Genomic DNA, 20024 nt, shown 5'->3' with positions numbered 1-20024 from the left:
GTTATTTATTAAGACGTCTTCAATGGGATCTTCACATTAAATACTGAGCCTTCACCTTCAGTACTTGTAAAAGTGATAGTCCCCCCTAAATTTTCCAAGTGGGTTTTTACAATATTTAGACCAATGCCTGTTCCTTGATTCAATAGAGCGTTTTCTGCTCTAAAGTATCTGTTAAAAATATGTTTTTGTTCTGCTTCAGGAATTCCAATGCCTTCATCGCGAATAGAGAAAGCTAATTTATCATCAATTTCTTCGGCTACAATATAAACTGTAGAATCTTCAGAAGAATATTTAATAGCATTATTGATGAGGTTGGTTAATATAAGTTCTAAAATCTTTTCATCAAAGTTCAAATAAATTGAATCTATATGGTCTGGATATTCAATATGCTGGTTTTCTTTTAAAAGCATATTTGCGTCATAAATAACTTCATTTACCACTTTGCTTATAGGAAATTTTGAAAAAGTATAATTAAACTTTCCACTTTCTAAACGCTCTATAGATAAAAAATCGTTGATGATATTATTCAAATACTTGACTTTACCTCGAATCGTTTTTAAATGTTTTTCACGTTTCGATTGCTGTTCTTCCCTGGTATATTTTCCAGCTAAAGTCGCAGAGGTCATAATACCGCTAAGAGGGGTTTTAAACTCATGAGCAACCAAAGACAAAAACTTGGTTTTCAGTTCTCCTAACTCCTTTTCTTTCGTTAAAGCTTTTTGGAGTTGATGAGTGCGTTGATCTACAGTTTCCTCTAGTTTCTGGGTGTATTTTTCCTGCTCTGTAATATCGAGTATAATCGCTACCAACATGTCGTTTTCTCGCAAAGATGATTTTTGAAGGTGAACTTCCACAGGATATATAGTGCCATCTTTGCGTTTATGGATAGTATAAAATTTCAACTTATCCAAAGAATCATTAAGAAGTGGTTTTATTTTTTCAATAAACTGAGTTCTATCAAAATCCGGCTTGATATCTAGAGGAGTCATGGTTTTAAGCTCTTCAAGTGAATAACCTATATTTTTTAGAGCCCCTTTATTTACATTTAAAAATTGAAGCGTTTTAGAATCAAAAATAAAGATCTCATTTAGAGATTCGTTAAAGATGTTTGCCCAATGTTGCAACTCCTGTTCAGCTTTTTTTCTTACCGAAATATCTATGACTAAGGCCATGACATAATTATTCTCATAGACACTAAAGGGGTTTAAACCCGCTTCAACTGGAAATTCGCTACCATCTTTGCGAGAGCCGTATAAATCTCGCCCCCGGCCCATCTGCCGCTTTTGCCCTTTTTCCATAAACCCAGCCACGTGTTTATCATGACCGTGACGGTATTGGTTGGGGATGAGAATATCCAAATGCTCCCCAATCAATTCTTCTTTTTCATATCCGAAAATTTGATTGGCGGAGTCGTTGGTCTCCACTATAATGTGAGAGGTATTTACGATAATTATACCTTCTGAAACTGCTTCAGATAGAATTTTAAAAATATTACTCCCCTTTTTAAATGCATCCATTTTTTAAAGATACGCAAATATAAACCTGATGAATATCATATTTATTAACAATTTTTAAAGATGTGTTTATCCTAAAGCTTATTGAACTAATGGAAAATACAAATGTGACAGAATTATTTCTTTACCAAAAACTCAGTGAATTTTTTTATTCGATTTTACATCAGACCAGCTTTTAAAAGAAGAAGAGTATAAACCCTTAGCTAAATCGTTGAAAAAGAATAGGAAAACGAGAGCACTGCGATAATGAATTCAATACCGATGCTTTATTGTGTTTAGGTAGTTTGATTATGAGCGCATAGATGCTTAAGAGTATTATAAAAACTTTGAAAATTTTTATTTGAAGCATAAAACTCTGTTTATATAGAGAGAAAAATCTCATTTTAAAAATAGCTCAAACCTTAACCAATGCCGTGTGGGGGAGAAATAAGAGCGAACTTATCATGATTACAAAATTAAGGCTGCTTTTTGAAAAGAGTTGATTTTATAGGACTAGGGAGTCGAGGATGCTTAGACATCCTACTAATTGAGTTTTCAAAAAACAAGTCTTAAAGATTCACTTAAAAAATAAGTCATACCAAATTATATTTATAATGCCGTATGAATAAATTGAATTATACTACGACGTAGCTCAGTACAGGTTTTTTGATTGATTGAAATCAAAAATAACTTGCATAGCCTTAGCTACGGTAATTATTTTTGATGAAAAGCAGGCGAAAAAGAAACGATTTATTGCGTCATTATAGGTCTAATTTGGTATCATTACCTAAATAGAATAGCTAAAACCAACCAGAAGCATCAAAAACTAGGTTTTACTAAAAAGGAGCTACTGAATACTCTAAAACTTAGTATTCAGTAGCTCCTTTAGGTATTTATAATTAAAACTTAACTATTGGTTTTAATTAAGAGGATATATTTTGATTTGTAAATTTTGCTTTTCGTTTTTTGAGTTGTCTCTCAATATCACTAATAGTTTCTTTTACAGCCATTTCGTAATTCTTTTCATTGGAAGTGGCAAATAGTTTTGGACCAGGAAGACTTACCTCCATGTCGCAGATATTCCCCATTTCGGTAGGATCATTTTCGACTTTAATAAAGACGTCAATTCGAATTATCCATTCGTATTTATTAAAAATCCTTTCAAGTTTCTCGGTGATAAACTCACTCAAACTTTCACTAGTCTCCATTTTGACAAACTGGATATTGATATTCATAGCTTTTGTTTTTATTTCAATTTAAATTTAATCATTAATTCTGTAGGATCCTATGACATATCTCAACTAAAGTGAAGCTTATGATCTACTCTTTGTATCAGGAATCTTAATCACTTCTAAGGGGATAGAGGCCGTTTCTACTTGACCTTTTGTCTCTTCTATTTTTTTATAAATTACCTCGTTTAGCAAATGCTTAATTACTCTACGTTTTTATGATCGACGATATATTGCAAATTGAATTTCACCCAATTATCGGTAAGAAAGATCGATAGAAAAGGGCCTGGCAAATCATCCTCAATATAAATTTTGTTTACGACCTGCTCCCACTGTTTCTATGAGATAACTCCATACTCATTCAACAATAGTCTTTAGGGTGTTGAGCAGAAACGGCTTTGTATGTTCCTTCCACTTTGTTTTTTTGTCAACAACAGTTTTTATAGAAAGCTTGTCATCTATAATGTCCTCTTCTAGATGTTCGATTTTTATACGTTCTATTCTTTACGTGATTTAGATTCCTTCCTCGCTGCGCGCTCCTGTTTTCTGAAGTAGCCCCGAAATAAAAAATTATGCTTTAAGGCTTCCATATTTTCATTAAGCTTTCGAGAAGCTTCTTTTATTTCAACCATAGTAGAATCTATGGTTTTTGGCAAAGTCTCATCTTTCGTGAGATAATTGAAGGTACTTTCTTTATCTTGTAGTTCGGAGATCATAAGATTCAGTTGCTGAGTTGTTTCTGAAATATCTACGCTGGACTGCTGTAAATTTGTGATTAAACCGCCGACTTGGCGACCTACCAAAGTATCGCTCAAAAGAATCCCTACAGCACTTTTTTCCATATCGACTTTCGAAAATTTATAATGAAGGAAACTTATAAGTCCACCAGCATCGTCTGTGGTTTGTTTTAAATTCCGGAAAGTTGCGCGGAGGTCTTGAGTAAGTAAGGAATCTGTAATCAGCGCCCCTAAGGCTCCGTCTCCTTCCAGAATCTTATTGGTAATTTTCAATAGATCTGCGGTGAGTAAGGCTGCATTTTTGTTGGTCACATTAAGGGTTGAGAGCATATCGTCTGCACCTATCTTGCTATAGGTATCTATGGTATCTCCAGACTTTATCGTTGATAAATTCTTTTTACCTGGAAGAATATTCACCACCATACTTCCCACAAGACCATCGGAGCCAATGGTAGCAGTAGCATCTTTTTTAATAAATGCTCCTGTTTTTTCTTCCACCATCATTTGTACAACAATAGTAGCCTCGTCCATCATTTCAATAGTAGCTACAGTCCCCACATTAATTCCAGAATAGCGAACATTATTGCCCAATTGCAAGCCATTCACATTTTGAAAAACAGCATATACCTCCATATTTTTACTGAAGAGATGTTGCCTATTCCCTATAAAATAAAGAGCAGCCACTAAAATAATGGTACCTAGAACAATAAATAATCCAACACGAGCTTTATGGGGGGCTGTCTGTTTCATATAACTTAATTTTTAAAAAAGGCTTTAATGTTTGGATCTTCAGACGCGGAAAGCTCTTCAAAAGTGCCTTCAGCATAATTAATACCATCAACGAGCAAGATCATCCTATTGCTAATCACTCGAGCACAATCCACATCGTGAGTGATAATTAAAGACGATGTTTTATAGGTTTTTTGTATAGTTCGCATAAGCTGAATAATTTCTTTAGAGGTAATAGGATCGAGACCTGTGGTTGGCTCATCGTATAATATAATCTTTGGCTTTAAAATCAAGGCTCTGGCTAAAGCTACCCGGCGTTGCATCCCTCCCGAGAGCTCTGCGGGCATCAAATCGATAGCACTCACTAAACCTACATTTTCTAAAGCTTCAACAACAAGCTCTTCTGTCGTCTGTCCGGTTTTTATCTTTCCTTTATTTCTTCTTAAAGGAAATTCGAGATTTTCTCGAACCGTCATAGAATCGTACAAAGCGCTTCCTTGAAATAAAAATCCAATTTCGGTCCGTAAGATGTCCAATTCTTTTTGGCCCAAAGAGACAATATCATCATCTTTTATTTTAATAGATCCACTATCAGCACCCATCAAACCGACTAAGCATTTTATCATTACCGATTTTCCAGATCCAGATTTACCCATGACAACAAGGTTTTCTCCTTCATAGAGTTTTAGGTTAAAACCATTCAACACATGATTGTCACCAAAACTTTTTTGTAAATCCTTCAGTTCTAAAACAACCTGCTTCATATATAAAAGAATATATCGGTTAAAAAAACAGCGATAAAGTCGATAACAAACAACAACATAGAGGTATAAACCACAGCAGCATTAGAAGCTTCTCCAACACCAACTGTTCCTTTTGAGCAGTTATACCCTTTGTAACACCCCACCAATCCAATAGCAAAGCCAAAGAAAAATGACTTGATGGTGGCGGGAATGATATCGCTAAATTTAAGAGCGTCAAAAACTTTATTAAAGTAAAGCAGATAAGACACTTCTCCCATTAAATTTTCAACAATGGCCGATCCAAAGAGAGCCACAGCATCGCCCATTATAATAAGTAAAGGAAGCATTAAGGTGGTTGCTAAAATACGGGTCACCACAAGGTATTTAAACGGATTGGTCCCTGAGACTTCCATGGCATCAATCTGTTCGGTAACCTTCATACTCCCGAGTTCAGCTCCAATGCTAGACCCTATTCTTCCTGCACAAATTAAAGCAATAATAACAGGTCCAATCTCGCGAACAATAGAAATACTCACCATAGAGGGCATCCAAGAAACAGCTCCAAATTCCAGCAGAGTCGGTCTGGACTGAAGGGTGAAAACCAGTCCTAAAATAAACCCCGTCACCCCTACCAGAAGGAAGGAACGGTTTCCCATCTGGAAGCATTGCCGAATCAACTCCTTCCATTCAAAAGGAGACGTGACTACTTCTTTAAAAAAACGAATTGCGAAATAGGTCATATCCCCTATTTCTTCGAAAAAGCGTTTCGATTTGACCGCTATAGAATTTGTCTTCTCCACTATCATCCTTTATCTGGGTTAAAAGTAAATGGCCTTAGCTCAACAAGAAATGATATTGGTCAGTAGTTAAGATTCTTAAATGATAATCAACTGTTTTATTTAAAGTAAGAAGCTAGTAACCAAGCGCCTCAAGCCTATTTGTGCAATAAGGTTATGCGACAAGGCTTTTAAAAATAAGTCCGAGTCGAAGGGGGGGGGGGGGGCAAACAAGAGCAAACTAATAGCACTCTGTTTTAAAGAGGGTCTTACACCAATTTAGTATTCAAATGTCGGATAAAATCAAATTCTTTTTCACTTATTAATCGTCATAAAATAATTACCGTAACTAAGGCTATGCTAATTATTTTTAACTTTAATCAATCAAAAGACCTGTGCTGCAGGGCGAACGCATTAAAAAAAGTTTAAGTTAATTGGGTAAAAATGAGTGTTAATCACTTAAAATTCATCATATTATTTGTTGTTTTTTAGTTTAAAATATTGTATATTATATTGATAACCAATACTTTATACATTTTGAAAACTACCCAAAAGCTAAAGACCATATTTGGTCAAATACCCGACTTTAGACGTTCTCACAAGCAACTTTACGATTTAGAAAGCATCCTTCTCATCGGGATTATTTCAGTGATTTGTGGAGCAGATTCATGGAATGAAATGGAAAACTACGCCAACTCAAAAGAAGAATTTCTTCGTAGCTTCCTTGATTTGCCTAATGGTATCCCCTCGCACGACACATTTAATCGCGTTTTTTCTAATATTGACAGTAATCAATTTGAAAAATGCTTTATACAATGGGTTAGTGCTCTTGCACAACTACAGCCCAGAGAAATCATTGCTATAGATGGTAAAACAATTAGAGGTGCTAAAGCTGGCGGTAAAAAATCCCCAGTACACATGGTTAGTGCTTGGGCAAATGACAATAATTTGGTTTTAGGACAAGTGAAAGTTTCCCACAAGTCAAATGAGATCACTGCCATTCCAAAATTATTAAAAGTCTTATCCATAGAAAATACTATTGTAACTATTGATGCTATGGGATGTCAAACTAAAATAGCTAAGGCCATCGTTAAAAAAAATGCAGACTATATCTTGGCTGTAAAAGAGAATCAACCTCAGTTACTAGAGCATATTGAAGATGAATTTAGATTTGGAAAAACTATGGAATCAAACCTTAGCCAAGAATTAGACCATGGCAGAATAGAAACCAGGACGTGCAGTGTAATAAGCAACTTTAAGTTTATTTTAAAAAACAATAACTGGGAAAACCTAACAAGTGTTATAAAAATAGAAAGCAAACGTGAGTTTAAAAACTCACAAAAGCCTGCACAACACGCAATACGATATTATATTTCAAGTATAAAGGCTAGCTCCCAAGATTTTCAAAAAGCCATTCGTTCTCATTGGTCTATAGAAAATAAGTTACACTGGACTTTAGATGTTGCTTTTTCAGAAGATGCTTCTAGAAAAAGAACAGGTAACTCCACTCAAAATTTCTCCATACTCAATAAAATTGCACTAAATTTATTGAAAAATGAAAAATCATTAAAAACAGGGGTGAAGAGCAGAAGACTTCAAGCGGGATGGGACAATCACTATCTGATAAAAGTGCTGAATCTAATGAAAGTTTAATGCGTTTGCCCTGACCTGTGCTGAGATACGTCGTAGTATAATTCAATTTATTTATACGACATTATAAATTTAATTTGGTATTAGTTTATCCAAGAGTAGTTTCAGATAAATGTGTATTGTTGAATGGATATAACGAGTTGTGTGACATTTACAAATCATGCTAACAGCAAAAGAAATAGAGAGATTGGCAGTTGAAAAGTATCTTCAAGCGTCCAATCAATCTTATAAAATTGAAGATTTTGAATCTCCTGATTTTATCTTAAAAGGAGAAGGAAAGAAAATTGGTTGTGAAGTGACGGAGATATTTCAATAAAGCGAATTAAAAATTTGGACAGTGTAAAATATGTATTATGGAACAAAATCATTCTTATAGATATACATTTTGCCGACTATATAGAAATCAAACCTACAGAACACCGGCTATAATAACTGGTAGTTCTAGCCTATTTTCAAACCCTAGGGCATCTAGATACTATGATTTTCTATCTGTGATTTGTTTGCTAATAGAAGTGCCTAAAACATTCAATTAACCTTAAACAACAACGTAACAAACAGTTATAAAACGACTTGAATATAAAAATTTGCAATTATAAAATATGTAGCAAAAGTCAGTTAAAAATCGAAAAAAAATAGTGCTTTAATGCCAGCTAATATTGATACACAACAACATTGTATGTAATTATTAAATCGATATTTTGAACAAAAAAGATTATTATCAGCTAAGAGAAACTAGAAAAATTGGTTTACAAACATTTTTCGTAGATGTGGAGAACAACAATTATGATAGTATAACTAATAACAATTTAATAGTTCAAATCAAAACAAAACTTTCTGATTTGAACTATTAAAAGTCAAATCTAAGAAATCAAGAATTATCAGATTGTACACTGGAAATTTATTTTTCAGAAAGAGAGCTTTTAGCAATCTCTGAAATGATAATAATCTATGCATTTAAAAATTTTGAAACTCATCTGATTTGGCTTCTAAAAGCTTCATATAAATCAGAACATAACAAGAGAATTTACAAATAGGAAACAATTAAATATTTTTTGATATCTAAAAATATACAGCTTTCTTCTATTGATAATTACAACAAAATAAATGAATTGAGAATATTAAATAATTCCATTAAACATTCTATTAAAGCTAAACCTTCGTACCAAAAAAATATACGAGAATTTCAAAACAAAGAAAATTTAAAATATCAAGATTTTTTAGATTTTTATACAAGAGTTGAATCTTCAATAATGAGATTTATTTCCTCATTATTGAGAAAAATAGAATCTGACTTATATAATTTCAATGAAAATAGATTAATTAATTAATCCAATGATTTAAAAGAAAGAATGGATGAAAGAACGCTTGAAGAATCTATTTCAAAATTATATTCTTCAAAGTAACTAGAACGTTACAACCCATATCACAAATAGGCGGTTAAGTTTTAAAGGAAATAATTAAACTCAGATCAAACTTAGACAAAGTCTACAAATCCGAGTTCCTAACTCATTCCATTTAAGCTAACCATGATTGCTGAGCAACATATTTCAACAAAATTCTAACTCCAATTTAAAATAATTGTATTTTTGATTTGTGGAAAAAATTGGTGACATAGAAATTCGAGTTGTAGGAAAATCCGGGAATCTTAATTTAAGTCCGGATAATTATGATATTAAACAAATTGCATATTTACTGCAAAATGTGGAAGATTTGCTATACCCTACTCATAAAAAAAAAAGACAGACCTATTATTACTTACGATATTCAAGAAGGGTCTGTTCGACATATTTTCAAAACATCCATTCAAGCAGTCATAGGATTTAGTGCTCTTTTATCGCAAATCCAATCACAAAATAATATTGATTTTCTTGAATTAAAGACTGCAAGAGCAATAGAAGAAATTCAAAAAATATCTCGTCAAAAGAATTATGAATTCCAAATTAAAACGTCTTTAGAAAAAGATGCTGAATTGAAAATAAATCCTTCTACGAAATTCTTCAGAACTGAAAATATATGGGTTGATGCTGAATTTTACTTCTATGGTATTTTAAAAGATGCCGGAGGGAAAAGTAAAGCAAATATCAAAATAGATACTTCTGACTATGGATATCTTTCTATAGAAACTGGAGAAGAATTTTTAAAAGAAAGAGAAGATAATTTACTATATAAAAACTACGGTGTAAGAGCAACTGGCAAGCAAAATATTGATACAGGAGAGGTTGATACTAAATCATTAGAACTAGTTGAGTTAATAGACTACAATCCTAAATTTGATAATGATTATCTGAAAACTTTAATTAATAAAGCTAAAAATAACTGGAAAGGAATAAATGCAGATGAATGGTTATTAAATATGAGAGGCGGGTATGAAGCATAGTGTTCTTCTTGATACAAGTTTCTTTATTAGACTTCTAAACGATAAAGATCCTCTTCATAAAAATGCAGTTGGCTTTTATAGGTATTTTTGGAAAATGAAATCATTATAAAAATTTCAACTATTTCGGTTGCAGAATACTGTGTAATGGGTAATATCTGAAGATTTACCTTTAAAAAATCTTCAGATATTACCCATCATTTTAAAAGACGCTGAAAGAACAGGAGTTTTTGCGAATATAATTTTTAGCGAGAATAAAGTGGAAATTGAAAAGTTGACTCCTCGAGCAATTATTCCAAATGACTCTAAGCTATTCGTGCAAGCTGACCTTGATAAAACGATATCTCACTTCGTTACATCCGATGTAAGATCCAAAAATACATTAGAGCTTCTTAAAAGAGGTATTTCCCCAAAATTCTCAATTATCTCAATCGATATTCCTCACACAGAAGCATTCGGGATTTTGGATCTATAAAAAACACGTTGCCAACTTTAGTCAAGCTTAAATATCGGGCAATTAAGTAAAAAGTGATAGTTTAAAGATCAAATAACAAATTAAATATAGGCCGTCTTATCTTCGCCCCTACTACCTCAACTTGCGGAATCCTAGACCGTTCTAGTATCTATAATTCCTGCCACTGAGGCGAAAAATAGGTCGTTCTACCACCAACTTTTATCTTCTCTATTTGGGCACCCGTATGGTAACAGGTCGCTCCTTCTTTTCTAAAGTGCATCAAAAAGGTTTTAGGGAAATCCTTATAATGGGCGTGATTTTCAATGGCAACCTCAATGACTTTTTTCATAGCATCAAAGACGCTTTTTATATCCGTGTCTGTCATTTCTATCACTTTTTTGGTAGGATGGATTTTCGACTGGTATAAAATTTCATCTGCCATCCAATTCCCCACTCCCGCAGCAACACTTTGATCCATGATAATTTTCTTAATGTCTGTTTTACGACCATTAAACGACTGCTTAAAATCTTCAAGCGTTAAATCTCTAGCATCGTCGCTAAGTTTATGCGATGCTTTAAAATCGGCAATAGAATCTATAAGGTCCCACCACCCAAACTTTCGCTTATTCTCAAAGGCAAAATGAAATCCATTTTCGAAGCTTAGCTCCAAATGACCAAATTTTGGTCGATCTTCTTCATTTTTATAATAGTGTGGGCGGCCAGTCATCCCAAAATGCATGACCAGTATTTTTTTCCCTGTGGTTTTAAGAAACAAATATTTTCCAATGCGCTGGGTCTCTATAAGTTCTTGATTATAAAGATAAGCGTCGAAATCTGCCTTGGGCTTTTTGAGTAATTTGGTATCCCGACAATCTACTTCGGTAATGCGTTGATGCAATGAGGTGCTGTCTATATAGGTTTTATAACCCTGTACTTCTGGTAGTTCTGGCATCGTTTTATTTTAAAGTTAATAAAAAAACATATTTCTAGCTTATACCTTTTTGATAGTTATAACAAACTTTAAAACTCAATGGATGCTCTTCTTATGTAAATTCAGCGATACGCAATGTCATCTTCTAGCTAATTTGTAAAACAGAGTGGATAAGTTTACTTCTTAGATGAGAAGTTTGGGGACCTGCGATAGTTGCATTGAAGATTCTACGTAAAATTAAACAGGTAAAAATAACTCCGGATTTGGGTAAAGTTAACTTAAGACTTTTCAATATTTTGAATGAAAAGCCTAAGGCATCAATCAAGTTCAACTTCACGAACTTAACATTTTAAAATGGATAAAATAAAAGACCTTAAGTTTTACCTACTCCTAGCTTTTTTTAGGTGTTTTACTTATTATTTTACTCAATTGGTTAGTTCCCTCTCCTATTTTTTAATAATCACTCGAAATAGAAACATTATAAACCTGAACTTTACAGGAGTTGTTTTAAAGTTTTGTAGGTAAACTGATGGATTGGAATTAATATTTCAGAACCTTCTTTGAAAAAACTATTTATTTTCTTTCAGCCCAATTTATTTAATATCACCCTTTTTATTTGGATAACATTTGATGTGAAAAAATAGCTAATAATATAACTTTAAGCAGTTCTAAAAAAACGTAATAAAATGCAAATATGTTGAATCAGATATTGTGCCATCGATTATCATTACTGCTCGTTGATCTAGCATAGGCAGTAAATAAAAGGTCTGCGCTAGCAAAATAATCAACAACGAAATCAATATAGTTTTTAGGGTTTTATTTATTTTATATCCGTAAGCTTTTAAGGTTGAAATAAGAATAACTATCATAAAAAATAGCTCGACTTTATTCAATACTCCAAAGACCAGCCTTCCAATACTCAACCCAATAACCTGTGTAACACCTTCTGCTTGAAACTTAAGCCAAGCTTCCATAAATGAAATAGAAAGCACAAAGCAAAGCCATAAGATAGGAATGGTAACCGCTACTCTTTGATTAAAAGACATATCATATTCTATTTAAGACGTTTCAACATTTTGCACACGTTCAAGCTTATCTTTTTTAGAAAGAGATAGTCTAACTGTACTCTCCTCTGTGGCAATTAAATCATGCGGCACTCCACCTTCCAACGCGATAAGAGTTCCAGCTTTGAGGTGATGCTTATTGCCATTTACACCAAAATCTATGGCGTCTTTAAAGACCTCAACAACAATAGGGAAGGGTGTTTTGTGTTCTTTCATCAATTGGCCCTTTTTGAAAATAATCAGGATTTCTTTAGAGGTTTCTGTCTCTATCAAAATAGATATATTAGGTTTTTTTTCGTTGTAAACAAGATTCTCTGTAAGTGATGCGGTTTTCATGTATTTCTTTTTTTGTTACTGTTAGTATTCAATTTGTACATAAACATTTCAGCCATTTTCTGAGCTCTCAGTTTTGCTTCTTCAGCTATTTTGCCAGTAAAATTCTCATCCATGGAAGAATTGAAATAATACCAAATTATATTTATAATGCCGTATGAATAAATTGAATTATTTTTTAATTGATTGATTGAAATCAAAAATAACTAGCATAGCCTTAGCTACGGTAATTATTTTTGATAAAAAGCAGGCGAAAAAGAAACGATTTATTGCGTCATTATAGGTCTAATTTGGTATAATATATCCAGCGCTCAAAATGATGGGCTTCAACTGGTAATTTTCTATGTGGGACAAAGGGCAATCCTTTATAAGCAAATTCGTGTAAAAGCACTGTTTGCCAAAAGCGGTACATAGTATCCAGATGTTTGGGCCAATTATTTTTTATCACCCTATTAAATATAGGACCCAAAAGATCATCTTCCCGAACTGAACCATAGAAAGTATCTACCATTAATTCTATATCCTTTCTGTTTCTAATGTCGTTCATCTAAAAAAATGATTTATAAGTATCCATCGTCCAATGGGTTATAAAATAAAAGATAGCAAAGCCAACAAAAGCTATAATACACGCCCAAACCCAAGAGGGAACTGCCTTTTGGGTTTTCGAACCACGAATGATAAAGGATTCTGAAGTTTCGCTTCCGTAGGCATTTATGGTTATTACTGTATTCGATTCTATGATTTCATTTTCCTTAAGGCCAACCACCGCAATTTCTGGTCCATTCCGTACTTCAAAAGGGATGATACGCGCGCCTTCAAACACATGACATAAGATACAATCAAACCCAAGTAATGAATTCACGAAAAAATAATACAAATAATTATTAATCATAATAGATAAAAATTTACTAGAATGTCTATATTAAATAAGTAATAAATAAAGCGATGATATGGAGGACATTGAGAAGATTTTAGAATTTGAGATTATAAGTATCGGACAATATAATTTAAAGATTATTTCGCTGTTTGTCATATTCTTAATTATAGTCGTAACTAAAATAGTTTTATGGTTAATTAAAAGGTCTATTTTTCGTAAAAAGAAACTAGCAAAATTCAACGAGGGAAATTCTTATGCTTCATTCCAATTAATAAAATATGTGATTTGGGTAATTGCAGCCGGCTTCATACTGGAAACATTTGGAGTTAAAGTCACCATTTTAATTGCGGGTTCTGCCGCTTTACTTGTTGGAATTGGATTAGGATTGCAGCAGACTTTTAATGACATCATTTCAGGAATAATTTTACTTTCAGAAAGATCTATTAAAATTGAAGATATATTAGAAATAGATGGCGATGTAGTTAAAATCCAGGAGATTGGTTTACGATCATCCAAAGGCTTAAACACAGATGACATCTCCATTATAATTCCAAACTCTTTAATCACTACAAATAAGGTGATAAACTGGAGCCATCAAACAAAGAAAACTCGCTTTAGAATTGATGTTGGTGTTTCATATGCAAGTGATGTAGATTTAGTCCTGAAAATTCTTAAAGAAAGTGCTTTAGAACATTCCGATATTTTTGAAAAAGATTTGGTTGAGGTTAGATTGGTTAATTTTGGAAATTCATCACTGGATTTTCAAATCTTATTCTTCAGCAAAAATATCTTTAGAATTAATAAAGTAAAAAGCGATATAAGAAGAATTATTACCAAGAAATTCATTCAAAATAAGGTAACTATTCCTTTCCCTCAGATGGATGTGTACATTAAATCTAATCCAAAAGGGGATTGATCCTGTGAAACAGTTAGTGATATTAATTTTAGTCGATTATTTTTAGAAAAGACCAGAGAAAGGCTTAGTTTTTAACTGTTTTATCCCATAATACATCAGATGCTTTCAGGTATTGTGATTTTTTCATTTCTTCTTTCCATTTTCGAGAAACATATGTACTTACTTGTATTCTAGAGTCCACTTTATTGAATGTTGGGTTAGTAACCCACATAGGTTGGGAAGACCAATCTGAATTTATGTAACTAAAGGCTTTGATTACGTCTGAGTTCTCATTTATGATCTTGAAAAAAGGTACAAACCAGTCCTTCCATATTTTCTTTTCTAATTTTTGATTTTTCAAGTTACTATCAAAGTACAAATTATCTATTTGCCTTACAGGTGTTGCTTCTGAAATAAATACAGGTTTATTGTGTTTTCTTGCAAAAATGAGCATTTCTTGGTCTGGTTGTCCAAAGTAAGAATATGCGCACCAATCTACAAGATCATCACCAGGGTACCATTCTTCTAAAGTCTTTTGATTAGAACCTGTTCCTTTAGATTGCCATACAAAGGCGACATTATCTACTTGCAAATTTTTGAAAATTGAGTGAATTCTTTTCCAAGCATTCAAATAATGCTTCTTCTTATAATGATTCCAATCCCAACCATCAAACTCATATCCAATTCTCAAAAACACAGGTCGATTTGAAAGTTTAATCCAACCCGCAAGATCTTTAATTAAGGAATCATGCTTTCCTTTAGAAACGTTTCTTTCATTATTTACAAAAGACAATCCAATGGCAATAGCACTATTTTGATAAGTAGAATCTTGTAAATATAGATTAGCCCAAGAATCCCCAGCACCCCAATTGGCTTTAGTTATAATACCATCTAGTCCTTCATTGTAGTGTCCATAGGATTCATTTCCAGGGGATAAGTTTGTATATAGGGTTACTCCTGCTGGAGTATCAAAGGTATCTGTATATCCTTCGTTATAATCATTTAAACCGCCCGTTGCCTCTAAATCTTGTCCAATAAAAACTAGGCATTTACCATCTTCTGGTTCAAACTTTTGCGCATTAGAAATAAAACAAAAAAACAGAAGAGTAAGTATAAAGCTTTTGAATTTCATTTCTCAGTATGGTCAATATCAGTCACAACTCATTATATTAAACAATAATAGGCGTTTAGCTGTAAATATTTTAGGTAAACCGCTGTGAATATATGTTTATATTACATTATAAAGTCCACAATAGAATCTTCGGATTTTAATTTTCATCACTTGAAAGCCTTTCATGAGGAGCCTTTTATTTGACATGACTAGGCTTAGGTGGATATATTTTTGAAGCGATATATCCTGTTATCATTGCCAACGCAAAAGAGGGCGCTAGGACATCTAATTTTTGAAAATAGACTCCTATTCCTTCCAAATTGGCGAATACAAATTTGAATAGAATCACTGAGACAAACCCGGTAATCATGGAAACAATCGCACCTTGTTCTGAATAGCCTTTCCAGAAAAGAGATAGAATAATGACAGGACAGAATGTGGCAGCAATTCCAGACCATCCAAATATCATAATCCAGAAAACCTGTCTGTCTGGATACAGGTTATATAATAAAATAGCGATGCCAAGGGCAGCCATAGCCATGGCAACAGTGACGAGTCTTGAAAGTTTCGTTAAGTCTTTATCTTTTAAATCTGGTCTGAATATTTTTTGATAGAAATCACGAGTCACGGCACTAGAGGCCAGTATGAGAAGAGAGTCGATAGTCGACATAATGGCTGAAAGCACAATAGCAATAAAGATCGCTACTAGAATAGTGGGTAAAAACTCATGAGTGATCATGCTCAGAACATCTTCACCACCAGTTCCCAAAATGGCTTCAGGGTCTTGCCCTTCCTTTGTAAAATAAATTCGGGCTAAAATACCTATCGTTACTGCTGCAGCATCGGTTAAGAGCGTAAAAAGCAAGGCTACCCACTTCCCTTTATCTATCTCTTTCTCACTTTCAATAGACATAAAGCGAACATAAACTTGAGGTGATCCTAAAAAGCCCAACCCAATCATAGAGAAACCAAGAATTGTAAAAAAGTTCAACCATCCGTCTTCACTTCTGCCCATTATTTGAGTGAGAGTGGGGTCAATAGCATTTAAGCCTTCGGTAACTCCAGCACCATGGTCCATAGAAAACCAAACCACAATAGGGATTAAAACCAAGCCAAAGAACATTAAAACACCCTGAAACATATCTGACCAAACTGCAGCAACAAAGCCACCGACAAAAATATAGAGGAGAACAATACTAAAACCGACTAAGGCGCCAATTCGATAGTCAATATTGAGCATGGATTCAAATGCAATTCCTGTAACATCCATTTGGGAGGCGACATAAATGATGACGAAAACCACGAGAACAGAAGCCGATAAAATTCGGAGGGTATTGGTGGAGGATTTGAAATGACTTTGGAGATAATCAGGAATGGTAATAGAATTGTAGTCGTCTGTTCTCCTTTTGAATTTCTTGGCCATAAACTGCCAAGACAGAAAAACACCGAGGACTTCACCAGCAACCACCCAATAACCAGAATAACCAGCAATCGCTCCCATTCCCGTAAGACCGATTAATAGCCATCCAGATTCACCAGTTGCTCTAGCCGAAAAAGCAACCGCCCAAAAGCCCATTTTTTTACCTCCTAAATAATAATCACTCATACTTTTTACTCTCCGTGAAGCGAGTATTCCGATTAAAAATAGAATAGCTACATAAACGGATAGGACGATAAGTTTTGTGATCATTTTTTTCTATTTAGAATTTTAAAATCACCTCGAAAATATTGTTTTATGCTGTAAAACCACAGAGATATAAGGAGTTTTTCTGAAAAACCAGAAGCAAACCTTACCCAATTACCAAATTGTTTACCTCTCGATATTGGTCTCGATGACTGAAATAGGGAGAGCCTAGAGGTGCACTGAGCTCTAGAAAATAAGTTATAAAAAGACAAAAAAAATCTAATACAAATCCACGTTCTTAAATGGAATTAGAGCTAAAATTACAGCTTCGGTATAATACTTGGTTCTGTCGATAACATCTCCCGTCAAAATTCCTACAGCCCCACTCTCTTGTTTGGAGTTGCGACGGTTAAAAACGATATCATCGGCATCCCCGAGTTCTTTCCCCTCTTTTATGAGGTTAACTACCTCATTGGGAAGAAAAAAAGTTCCTGTCCTCGCTTTTCCACACTTGTCCTTAGATATGATGAAAACCCATGCAAAAGCCTCCATTTCATTATCAAAATGTTCTATTCCACCCTCAATTCCAACATGAAAATCGGCGTCTTTAAATTTGGTAAAAATAGTATTTGCTCTATTTTTGGCTCCAAGAAAAGTTTCACTATTGCTAAAAGGTTGATCAGCAACACCTGAAGGCGTGGACATTCCTGTAAACTCGAATTCTTGATCAGGAAACATTTTTTCAAATCCATTTTTGACAGATTGGATTTTGACGGGATTCTTTGAAGCGATCATTACCTTTTTCATAAGAGTGCTAATTAAAAGATGAAACTACTTAAAATTTATCTTTTTTGTTCTTCTGTTTGCAACTAAAAGGAATAAAAATCAAACTTAAGTCTCAAAAAGGAATACGGCTTAGGTCCGATTAGCGCTTTAGGGTGAAATTTGAAGTAAAGACTTTTGGCTGGCCTTCCTTGTTGAGGTATTCCACTCTAAACCAATAGTCATTTGTTGGCATAAAAGCACCATTGTAAGTGCCATCCCAGCCCAAACTACTGGGATTTATAAAAGCCAGCATTTTTCCATAGCGATCATAAATACTAATCCTTGCTTCTGCTTGGTCTTTTAGGCACTCAATATTCCAACTGTCATTTCTAAAATCTCCATTAGGTGTAAAAAACTTTGGATAATCTAAAACCCGGAAGTTAACAGCAGCTATATTACTACAGCCTGAAGTTTCACGAGCTCTTATTTCATAGTCTTCGCAACCTTGAAGGTTACTAAAGGTATTCTCTTTTCTCCAATCGCCATTATTCAACTGAAACTCATAAGCGCCAGTTCCTCCTGAAACATTAATAACTGCAACTTGGTTTTGACTAAACGCTTCTGAACTAAGATCGATATCTATAGAAAGTTGGCTTATGGGAATGACTTGAATTTCTAGGCTTACGTTATCTGAAGCACACTGACCAGGATCTGGCTCAAATAAATAGAGGGTGGTGACCATATTATTTAAGGCAGGTGACCAAGATCCTGTAATGCCTTCATTGGAAGTTATAGGCAAATCTTGGAGGGTTTCTCCTACACAAATAGGATCAATGGGATTAAATGTGGGAATATCAGGATCGGTTATAAGAATTTCAAGCGTTGTAGACGTCGCGCAGCCTTGTCCTAAGTCTGGTGTGAAGGTGTAGACTGTTGTAACCGTGTTATTTATAGCGGGTGTCCAAGTCCCCGTAATATTGTTGTTTGAAATTGTAGGCAAATCTGCTAAAAACTCACCAGGACAAACGGGATCAACAGGAGTGAAGGTAGGAATCTCAGAAGGAATAACCTCAATAACCAGAGTGGTTTCAGGCGCACATTCCAAAGCTAAAGGCGTAAATGTATAGGTCGTAGTTGTAGAATTATTCAATTCAGGTGACCATGTTCCAGTAATCTGATCTTCTGATGTTGGGGGTAACGGATTTAAGGTGTCCCCCTCACAGATGGGTGAAACAGGGTTAAAAACAGGTTCCGTAGTGATGAGTGACTTTACTGTAACCGTTAATTCTTCTGTGGTCGTTTCTCCACAAACATCGCTAATTGTAACTGTATAGGTTGTAGTTTCGGCAGGCGACAAGATTGGGTTAGGGCTATCTGGATCACTTACCCCATTAGTTGGAGACCAACTGTAGGTAATTCCGCTAGGAATAGTAGCATCTACTTGGACCTCCCCGTTTTCACAAATAACCTCATCATCCAATTGTAGATTATCTACAAAGGAAACCCGATTAAAACATACCTCATGGATATTAGTATCACCTCCTGTAGAGCCCACAAATCCAAAAAATACTGAATTATCACCTGAGAAAATAGTGTCTTTAACATTATCAGTGAAGGTAAGACGCAACAGACAATCAAAAAATACACTTAAGGTGTTGGTAGAGGCATCCCATTCGATTCTTACGTCATGTGCAATACCATCTTCTATATCTGGATTCGTATCGATAGCCAAGACAGGTCCTGCTAAATTAGTACTTAAATTATGGTTGGGATTTCCGTTGCGCATTATGGAAATATGATCCCCTGCAGGATCGCCAAAGTCGGCATTCTGAAAAGTATCAAATTCAATAGTCAAAGAAGGAGTTATTCCTGAATACCCCAAACCTCCTCCTGGATCCCCTAAAATGGGAGTAGGATTATCCTTAAATACTAATGCCATACCATCTGCTCCATCGAGATCTCTAGACCCAAAATTATTTTGATAGAAAATAGTAAAATCTGTATCAAAATCAATAGGGTTGTTATACCACACCCCACCAACTTGAAACTCTTGGTCTTGAGTGATGGTGTAGCAATTATTACCTTGGTCGATCGCATCACCTGTGACTTGAGCATTTAACTGTGCATCAGCTTGATTAACACAACATAATATAACTAACAGAAAAAGATAAGACTTTAAGTGCAAGGGTTTACTTTTATTAATTCCTGAACAAGATATTACTTTTAAAATAGCTGTGCA

Annotated in this window: 18 protein-coding genes; 4 read left to right on the top strand and 14 right to left on the bottom strand. The window is 34.2% G+C overall.

Annotated features, from left to right (window positions below; translation table 11 throughout):
* Positions 1 to 8: 8 nt before the first annotated feature.
* From P700755_RS13770 to P700755_RS13750, 5 genes are all read right to left on the bottom strand, one after another.
* Entirely contained in the window at positions 9 to 1517 is a 1509-nt protein-coding gene (locus P700755_RS13770) for a sensor histidine kinase (protein WP_015025254.1), read from the bottom strand.
* A gap of 899 nt (positions 1518 to 2416) precedes the next feature.
* The gene (gene hpf, locus P700755_RS13765; RefSeq protein WP_015025253.1) at positions 2417 to 2728 is read right to left on the bottom strand and encodes a ribosome hibernation-promoting factor, HPF/YfiA family; all 312 of its coding nucleotides are present in this window, start codon (positions 2726 to 2728) and stop codon (positions 2417 to 2419) included.
* 491 nt (positions 2729 to 3219) lie between these two features.
* Complete coding sequence (locus P700755_RS13760) at positions 3220 to 4209, bottom strand: MlaD family protein (protein WP_015025252.1); 990 nt, start codon at positions 4207 to 4209, stop codon at positions 3220 to 3222.
* A gap of 5 nt (positions 4210 to 4214) precedes the next feature.
* Entirely contained in the window at positions 4215 to 4952 is a 738-nt protein-coding gene (locus tag P700755_RS13755; RefSeq protein WP_015025251.1) for an ABC transporter ATP-binding protein, read from the bottom strand.
* Entirely contained in the window at positions 4949 to 5737 is a 789-nt protein-coding gene (locus P700755_RS13750; RefSeq protein WP_015025250.1) for an MlaE family ABC transporter permease, read from the bottom strand. Before P700755_RS13750 ends, P700755_RS13755 begins: the two co-directional genes overlap by 4 nt.
* Before the next feature lie 507 nt (positions 5738 to 6244).
* On the opposite strand from P700755_RS13750, the gene P700755_RS13745 reads away from it, so the two are divergent.
* From P700755_RS13745 to P700755_RS13735, 3 genes are all read left to right on the top strand, one after another.
* Positions 6245 to 7360, top strand: coding sequence for an ISAs1-like element ISPto5 family transposase (locus tag P700755_RS13745; protein WP_083858537.1), 1116 nt, complete (start codon positions 6245 to 6247; stop codon positions 7358 to 7360).
* 157 nt (positions 7361 to 7517) lie between these two features.
* On the top strand, positions 7518 to 7673 hold the full coding sequence (locus P700755_RS20085; protein ID WP_015025249.1) for a hypothetical protein: 156 nt from the start codon (positions 7518 to 7520) through the stop codon (positions 7671 to 7673).
* 1350 nt (positions 7674 to 9023) lie between these two features.
* Positions 9024 to 9734: a hypothetical protein gene (locus P700755_RS13735; protein WP_015025248.1), complete on the top strand. Its 711-nt coding sequence runs from the start codon at positions 9024 to 9026 to the stop codon at positions 9732 to 9734.
* A 620-nt stretch (positions 9735 to 10354) separates the two neighbouring features.
* Here P700755_RS13735 and P700755_RS13725 read toward each other — a convergent pair.
* The 5 genes from P700755_RS13725 to P700755_RS13705 all read right to left on the bottom strand — a co-directional run bounded on the left by P700755_RS13725 (position 10355) and on the right by P700755_RS13705 (position 13405).
* Entirely contained in the window at positions 10355 to 11137 is a 783-nt protein-coding gene (locus tag P700755_RS13725; RefSeq protein WP_015025247.1) for a DNA-formamidopyrimidine glycosylase family protein, read from the bottom strand.
* Positions 11138 to 11784: 647 nt separating this feature from the next.
* Positions 11785 to 12162, bottom strand: coding sequence for a hypothetical protein (locus P700755_RS13720; protein ID WP_051007974.1), 378 nt, complete (start codon positions 12160 to 12162; stop codon positions 11785 to 11787).
* Between the two features lie 12 nt (positions 12163 to 12174).
* On the bottom strand, positions 12175 to 12516 hold the full coding sequence (locus P700755_RS13715; RefSeq protein WP_015025246.1) for a cupin domain-containing protein: 342 nt from the start codon (positions 12514 to 12516) through the stop codon (positions 12175 to 12177).
* 274 nt (positions 12517 to 12790) lie between these two features.
* Positions 12791 to 13060 carry a group III truncated hemoglobin gene (locus P700755_RS13710; protein ID WP_211206085.1) on the bottom strand — a complete coding sequence of 90 codons (270 nt, stop codon included), beginning with the start codon at positions 13058 to 13060 and terminating at the stop codon, positions 12791 to 12793.
* Positions 13061 to 13405 carry a hypothetical protein gene (locus P700755_RS13705; protein ID WP_211206084.1) on the bottom strand — a complete coding sequence of 115 codons (345 nt, stop codon included), beginning with the start codon at positions 13403 to 13405 and terminating at the stop codon, positions 13061 to 13063.
* 58 nt (positions 13406 to 13463) lie between these two features.
* Here P700755_RS13705 and P700755_RS13700 point away from each other — a divergent pair, with 58 nt between their 5' ends.
* Positions 13464 to 14306, top strand: a complete 843-nt coding sequence (locus P700755_RS13700) for a mechanosensitive ion channel family protein (RefSeq protein WP_015025245.1) — start codon at positions 13464 to 13466, stop codon at positions 14304 to 14306.
* A gap of 64 nt (positions 14307 to 14370) precedes the next feature.
* On the opposite strand, the gene P700755_RS13695 is transcribed toward P700755_RS13700, so the two are convergent.
* From P700755_RS13695 to P700755_RS13680, 4 genes are all read right to left on the bottom strand, one after another.
* Positions 14371 to 15417: a glycoside hydrolase family 26 protein gene (locus tag P700755_RS13695; protein WP_015025244.1), complete on the bottom strand. Its 1047-nt coding sequence runs from the start codon at positions 15415 to 15417 to the stop codon at positions 14371 to 14373.
* Positions 15418 to 15592: 175 nt separating this feature from the next.
* Complete coding sequence (locus P700755_RS13690) at positions 15593 to 17086, bottom strand: sodium/proline symporter (protein ID WP_015025243.1); 1494 nt, start codon at positions 17084 to 17086, stop codon at positions 15593 to 15595.
* A gap of 213 nt (positions 17087 to 17299) precedes the next feature.
* Positions 17300 to 17827 carry an inosine/xanthosine triphosphatase gene (gene yjjX / locus P700755_RS13685; protein ID WP_015025242.1) on the bottom strand — a complete coding sequence of 176 codons (528 nt, stop codon included), beginning with the start codon at positions 17825 to 17827 and terminating at the stop codon, positions 17300 to 17302.
* Between the two features lie 118 nt (positions 17828 to 17945).
* Positions 17946 to 19970 carry a lectin-like domain-containing protein gene (locus P700755_RS13680; protein ID WP_015025241.1) on the bottom strand — a complete coding sequence of 675 codons (2025 nt, stop codon included), beginning with the start codon at positions 19968 to 19970 and terminating at the stop codon, positions 17946 to 17948.
* Positions 19971 to 20024 lie beyond the last annotated feature (54 nt).

The sequence above is a fragment of the Psychroflexus torquis ATCC 700755 genome, from assembly GCF_000153485.2.
GTDB lineage: Bacteria > Bacteroidota > Bacteroidia > Flavobacteriales > Flavobacteriaceae > Psychroflexus > Psychroflexus torquis.
The sequence above is the reverse complement of the archived record's forward strand: the minus strand, read 5'-3'. Positions and strand labels throughout refer to the sequence as shown.

What these genes read in the sequence shown, in the direction of transcription:
- P700755_RS13690 (WP_015025243.1), bottom strand. Translation starts at nt 17,086, where the DNA reads ATGATCACAAAACTTATCGTCCTATCCGTTTATGTAGCTATTCTATTT.
- P700755_RS13695 (WP_015025244.1), bottom strand. Translation starts at nt 15,417, where the DNA reads ATGAAATTCAAAAGCTTTATACTTACTCTTCTGTTTTTTTGTTTTATT.
- P700755_RS13735 (WP_015025248.1), top strand. Translation starts at nt 9,024, where the DNA reads ATGATATTAAACAAATTGCATATTTACTGCAAAATGTGGAAGATTTGC.
- P700755_RS13710 (WP_211206085.1), bottom strand. Translation starts at nt 13,060, where the DNA reads ATGAACGACATTAGAAACAGAAAGGATATAGAATTAATGGTAGATACT.
- P700755_RS13705 (WP_211206084.1), bottom strand. Translation starts at nt 13,405, where the DNA reads ATGATTAATAATTATTTGTATTATTTTTTCGTGAATTCATTACTTGGG.
- P700755_RS13760 (WP_015025252.1), bottom strand. Translation starts at nt 4,209, where the DNA reads ATGAAACAGACAGCCCCCCATAAAGCTCGTGTTGGATTATTTATTGTT.
- hpf (WP_015025253.1), bottom strand. Translation starts at nt 2,728, where the DNA reads ATGAATATCAATATCCAGTTTGTCAAAATGGAGACTAGTGAAAGTTTG.
- P700755_RS13725 (WP_015025247.1), bottom strand. Translation starts at nt 11,137, where the DNA reads ATGCCAGAACTACCAGAAGTACAGGGTTATAAAACCTATATAGACAGC.
- P700755_RS13770 (WP_015025254.1), bottom strand. Translation starts at nt 1,517, where the DNA reads ATGGATGCATTTAAAAAGGGGAGTAATATTTTTAAAATTCTATCTGAA.
- P700755_RS13750 (WP_015025250.1), bottom strand. Translation starts at nt 5,737, where the DNA reads ATGATAGTGGAGAAGACAAATTCTATAGCGGTCAAATCGAAACGCTTT.
- P700755_RS13755 (WP_015025251.1), bottom strand. Translation starts at nt 4,952, where the DNA reads ATGAAGCAGGTTGTTTTAGAACTGAAGGATTTACAAAAAAGTTTTGGT.
- P700755_RS20085 (WP_015025249.1), top strand. Translation starts at nt 7,518, where the DNA reads ATGCTAACAGCAAAAGAAATAGAGAGATTGGCAGTTGAAAAGTATCTT.
- P700755_RS13715 (WP_015025246.1), bottom strand. Translation starts at nt 12,516, where the DNA reads ATGAAAACCGCATCACTTACAGAGAATCTTGTTTACAACGAAAAAAAA.
- P700755_RS13700 (WP_015025245.1), top strand. Translation starts at nt 13,464, where the DNA reads ATGGAGGACATTGAGAAGATTTTAGAATTTGAGATTATAAGTATCGGA.
- yjjX (WP_015025242.1), bottom strand. Translation starts at nt 17,827, where the DNA reads ATGAAAAAGGTAATGATCGCTTCAAAGAATCCCGTCAAAATCCAATCT.
- P700755_RS13720 (WP_051007974.1), bottom strand. Translation starts at nt 12,162, where the DNA reads ATGTCTTTTAATCAAAGAGTAGCGGTTACCATTCCTATCTTATGGCTT.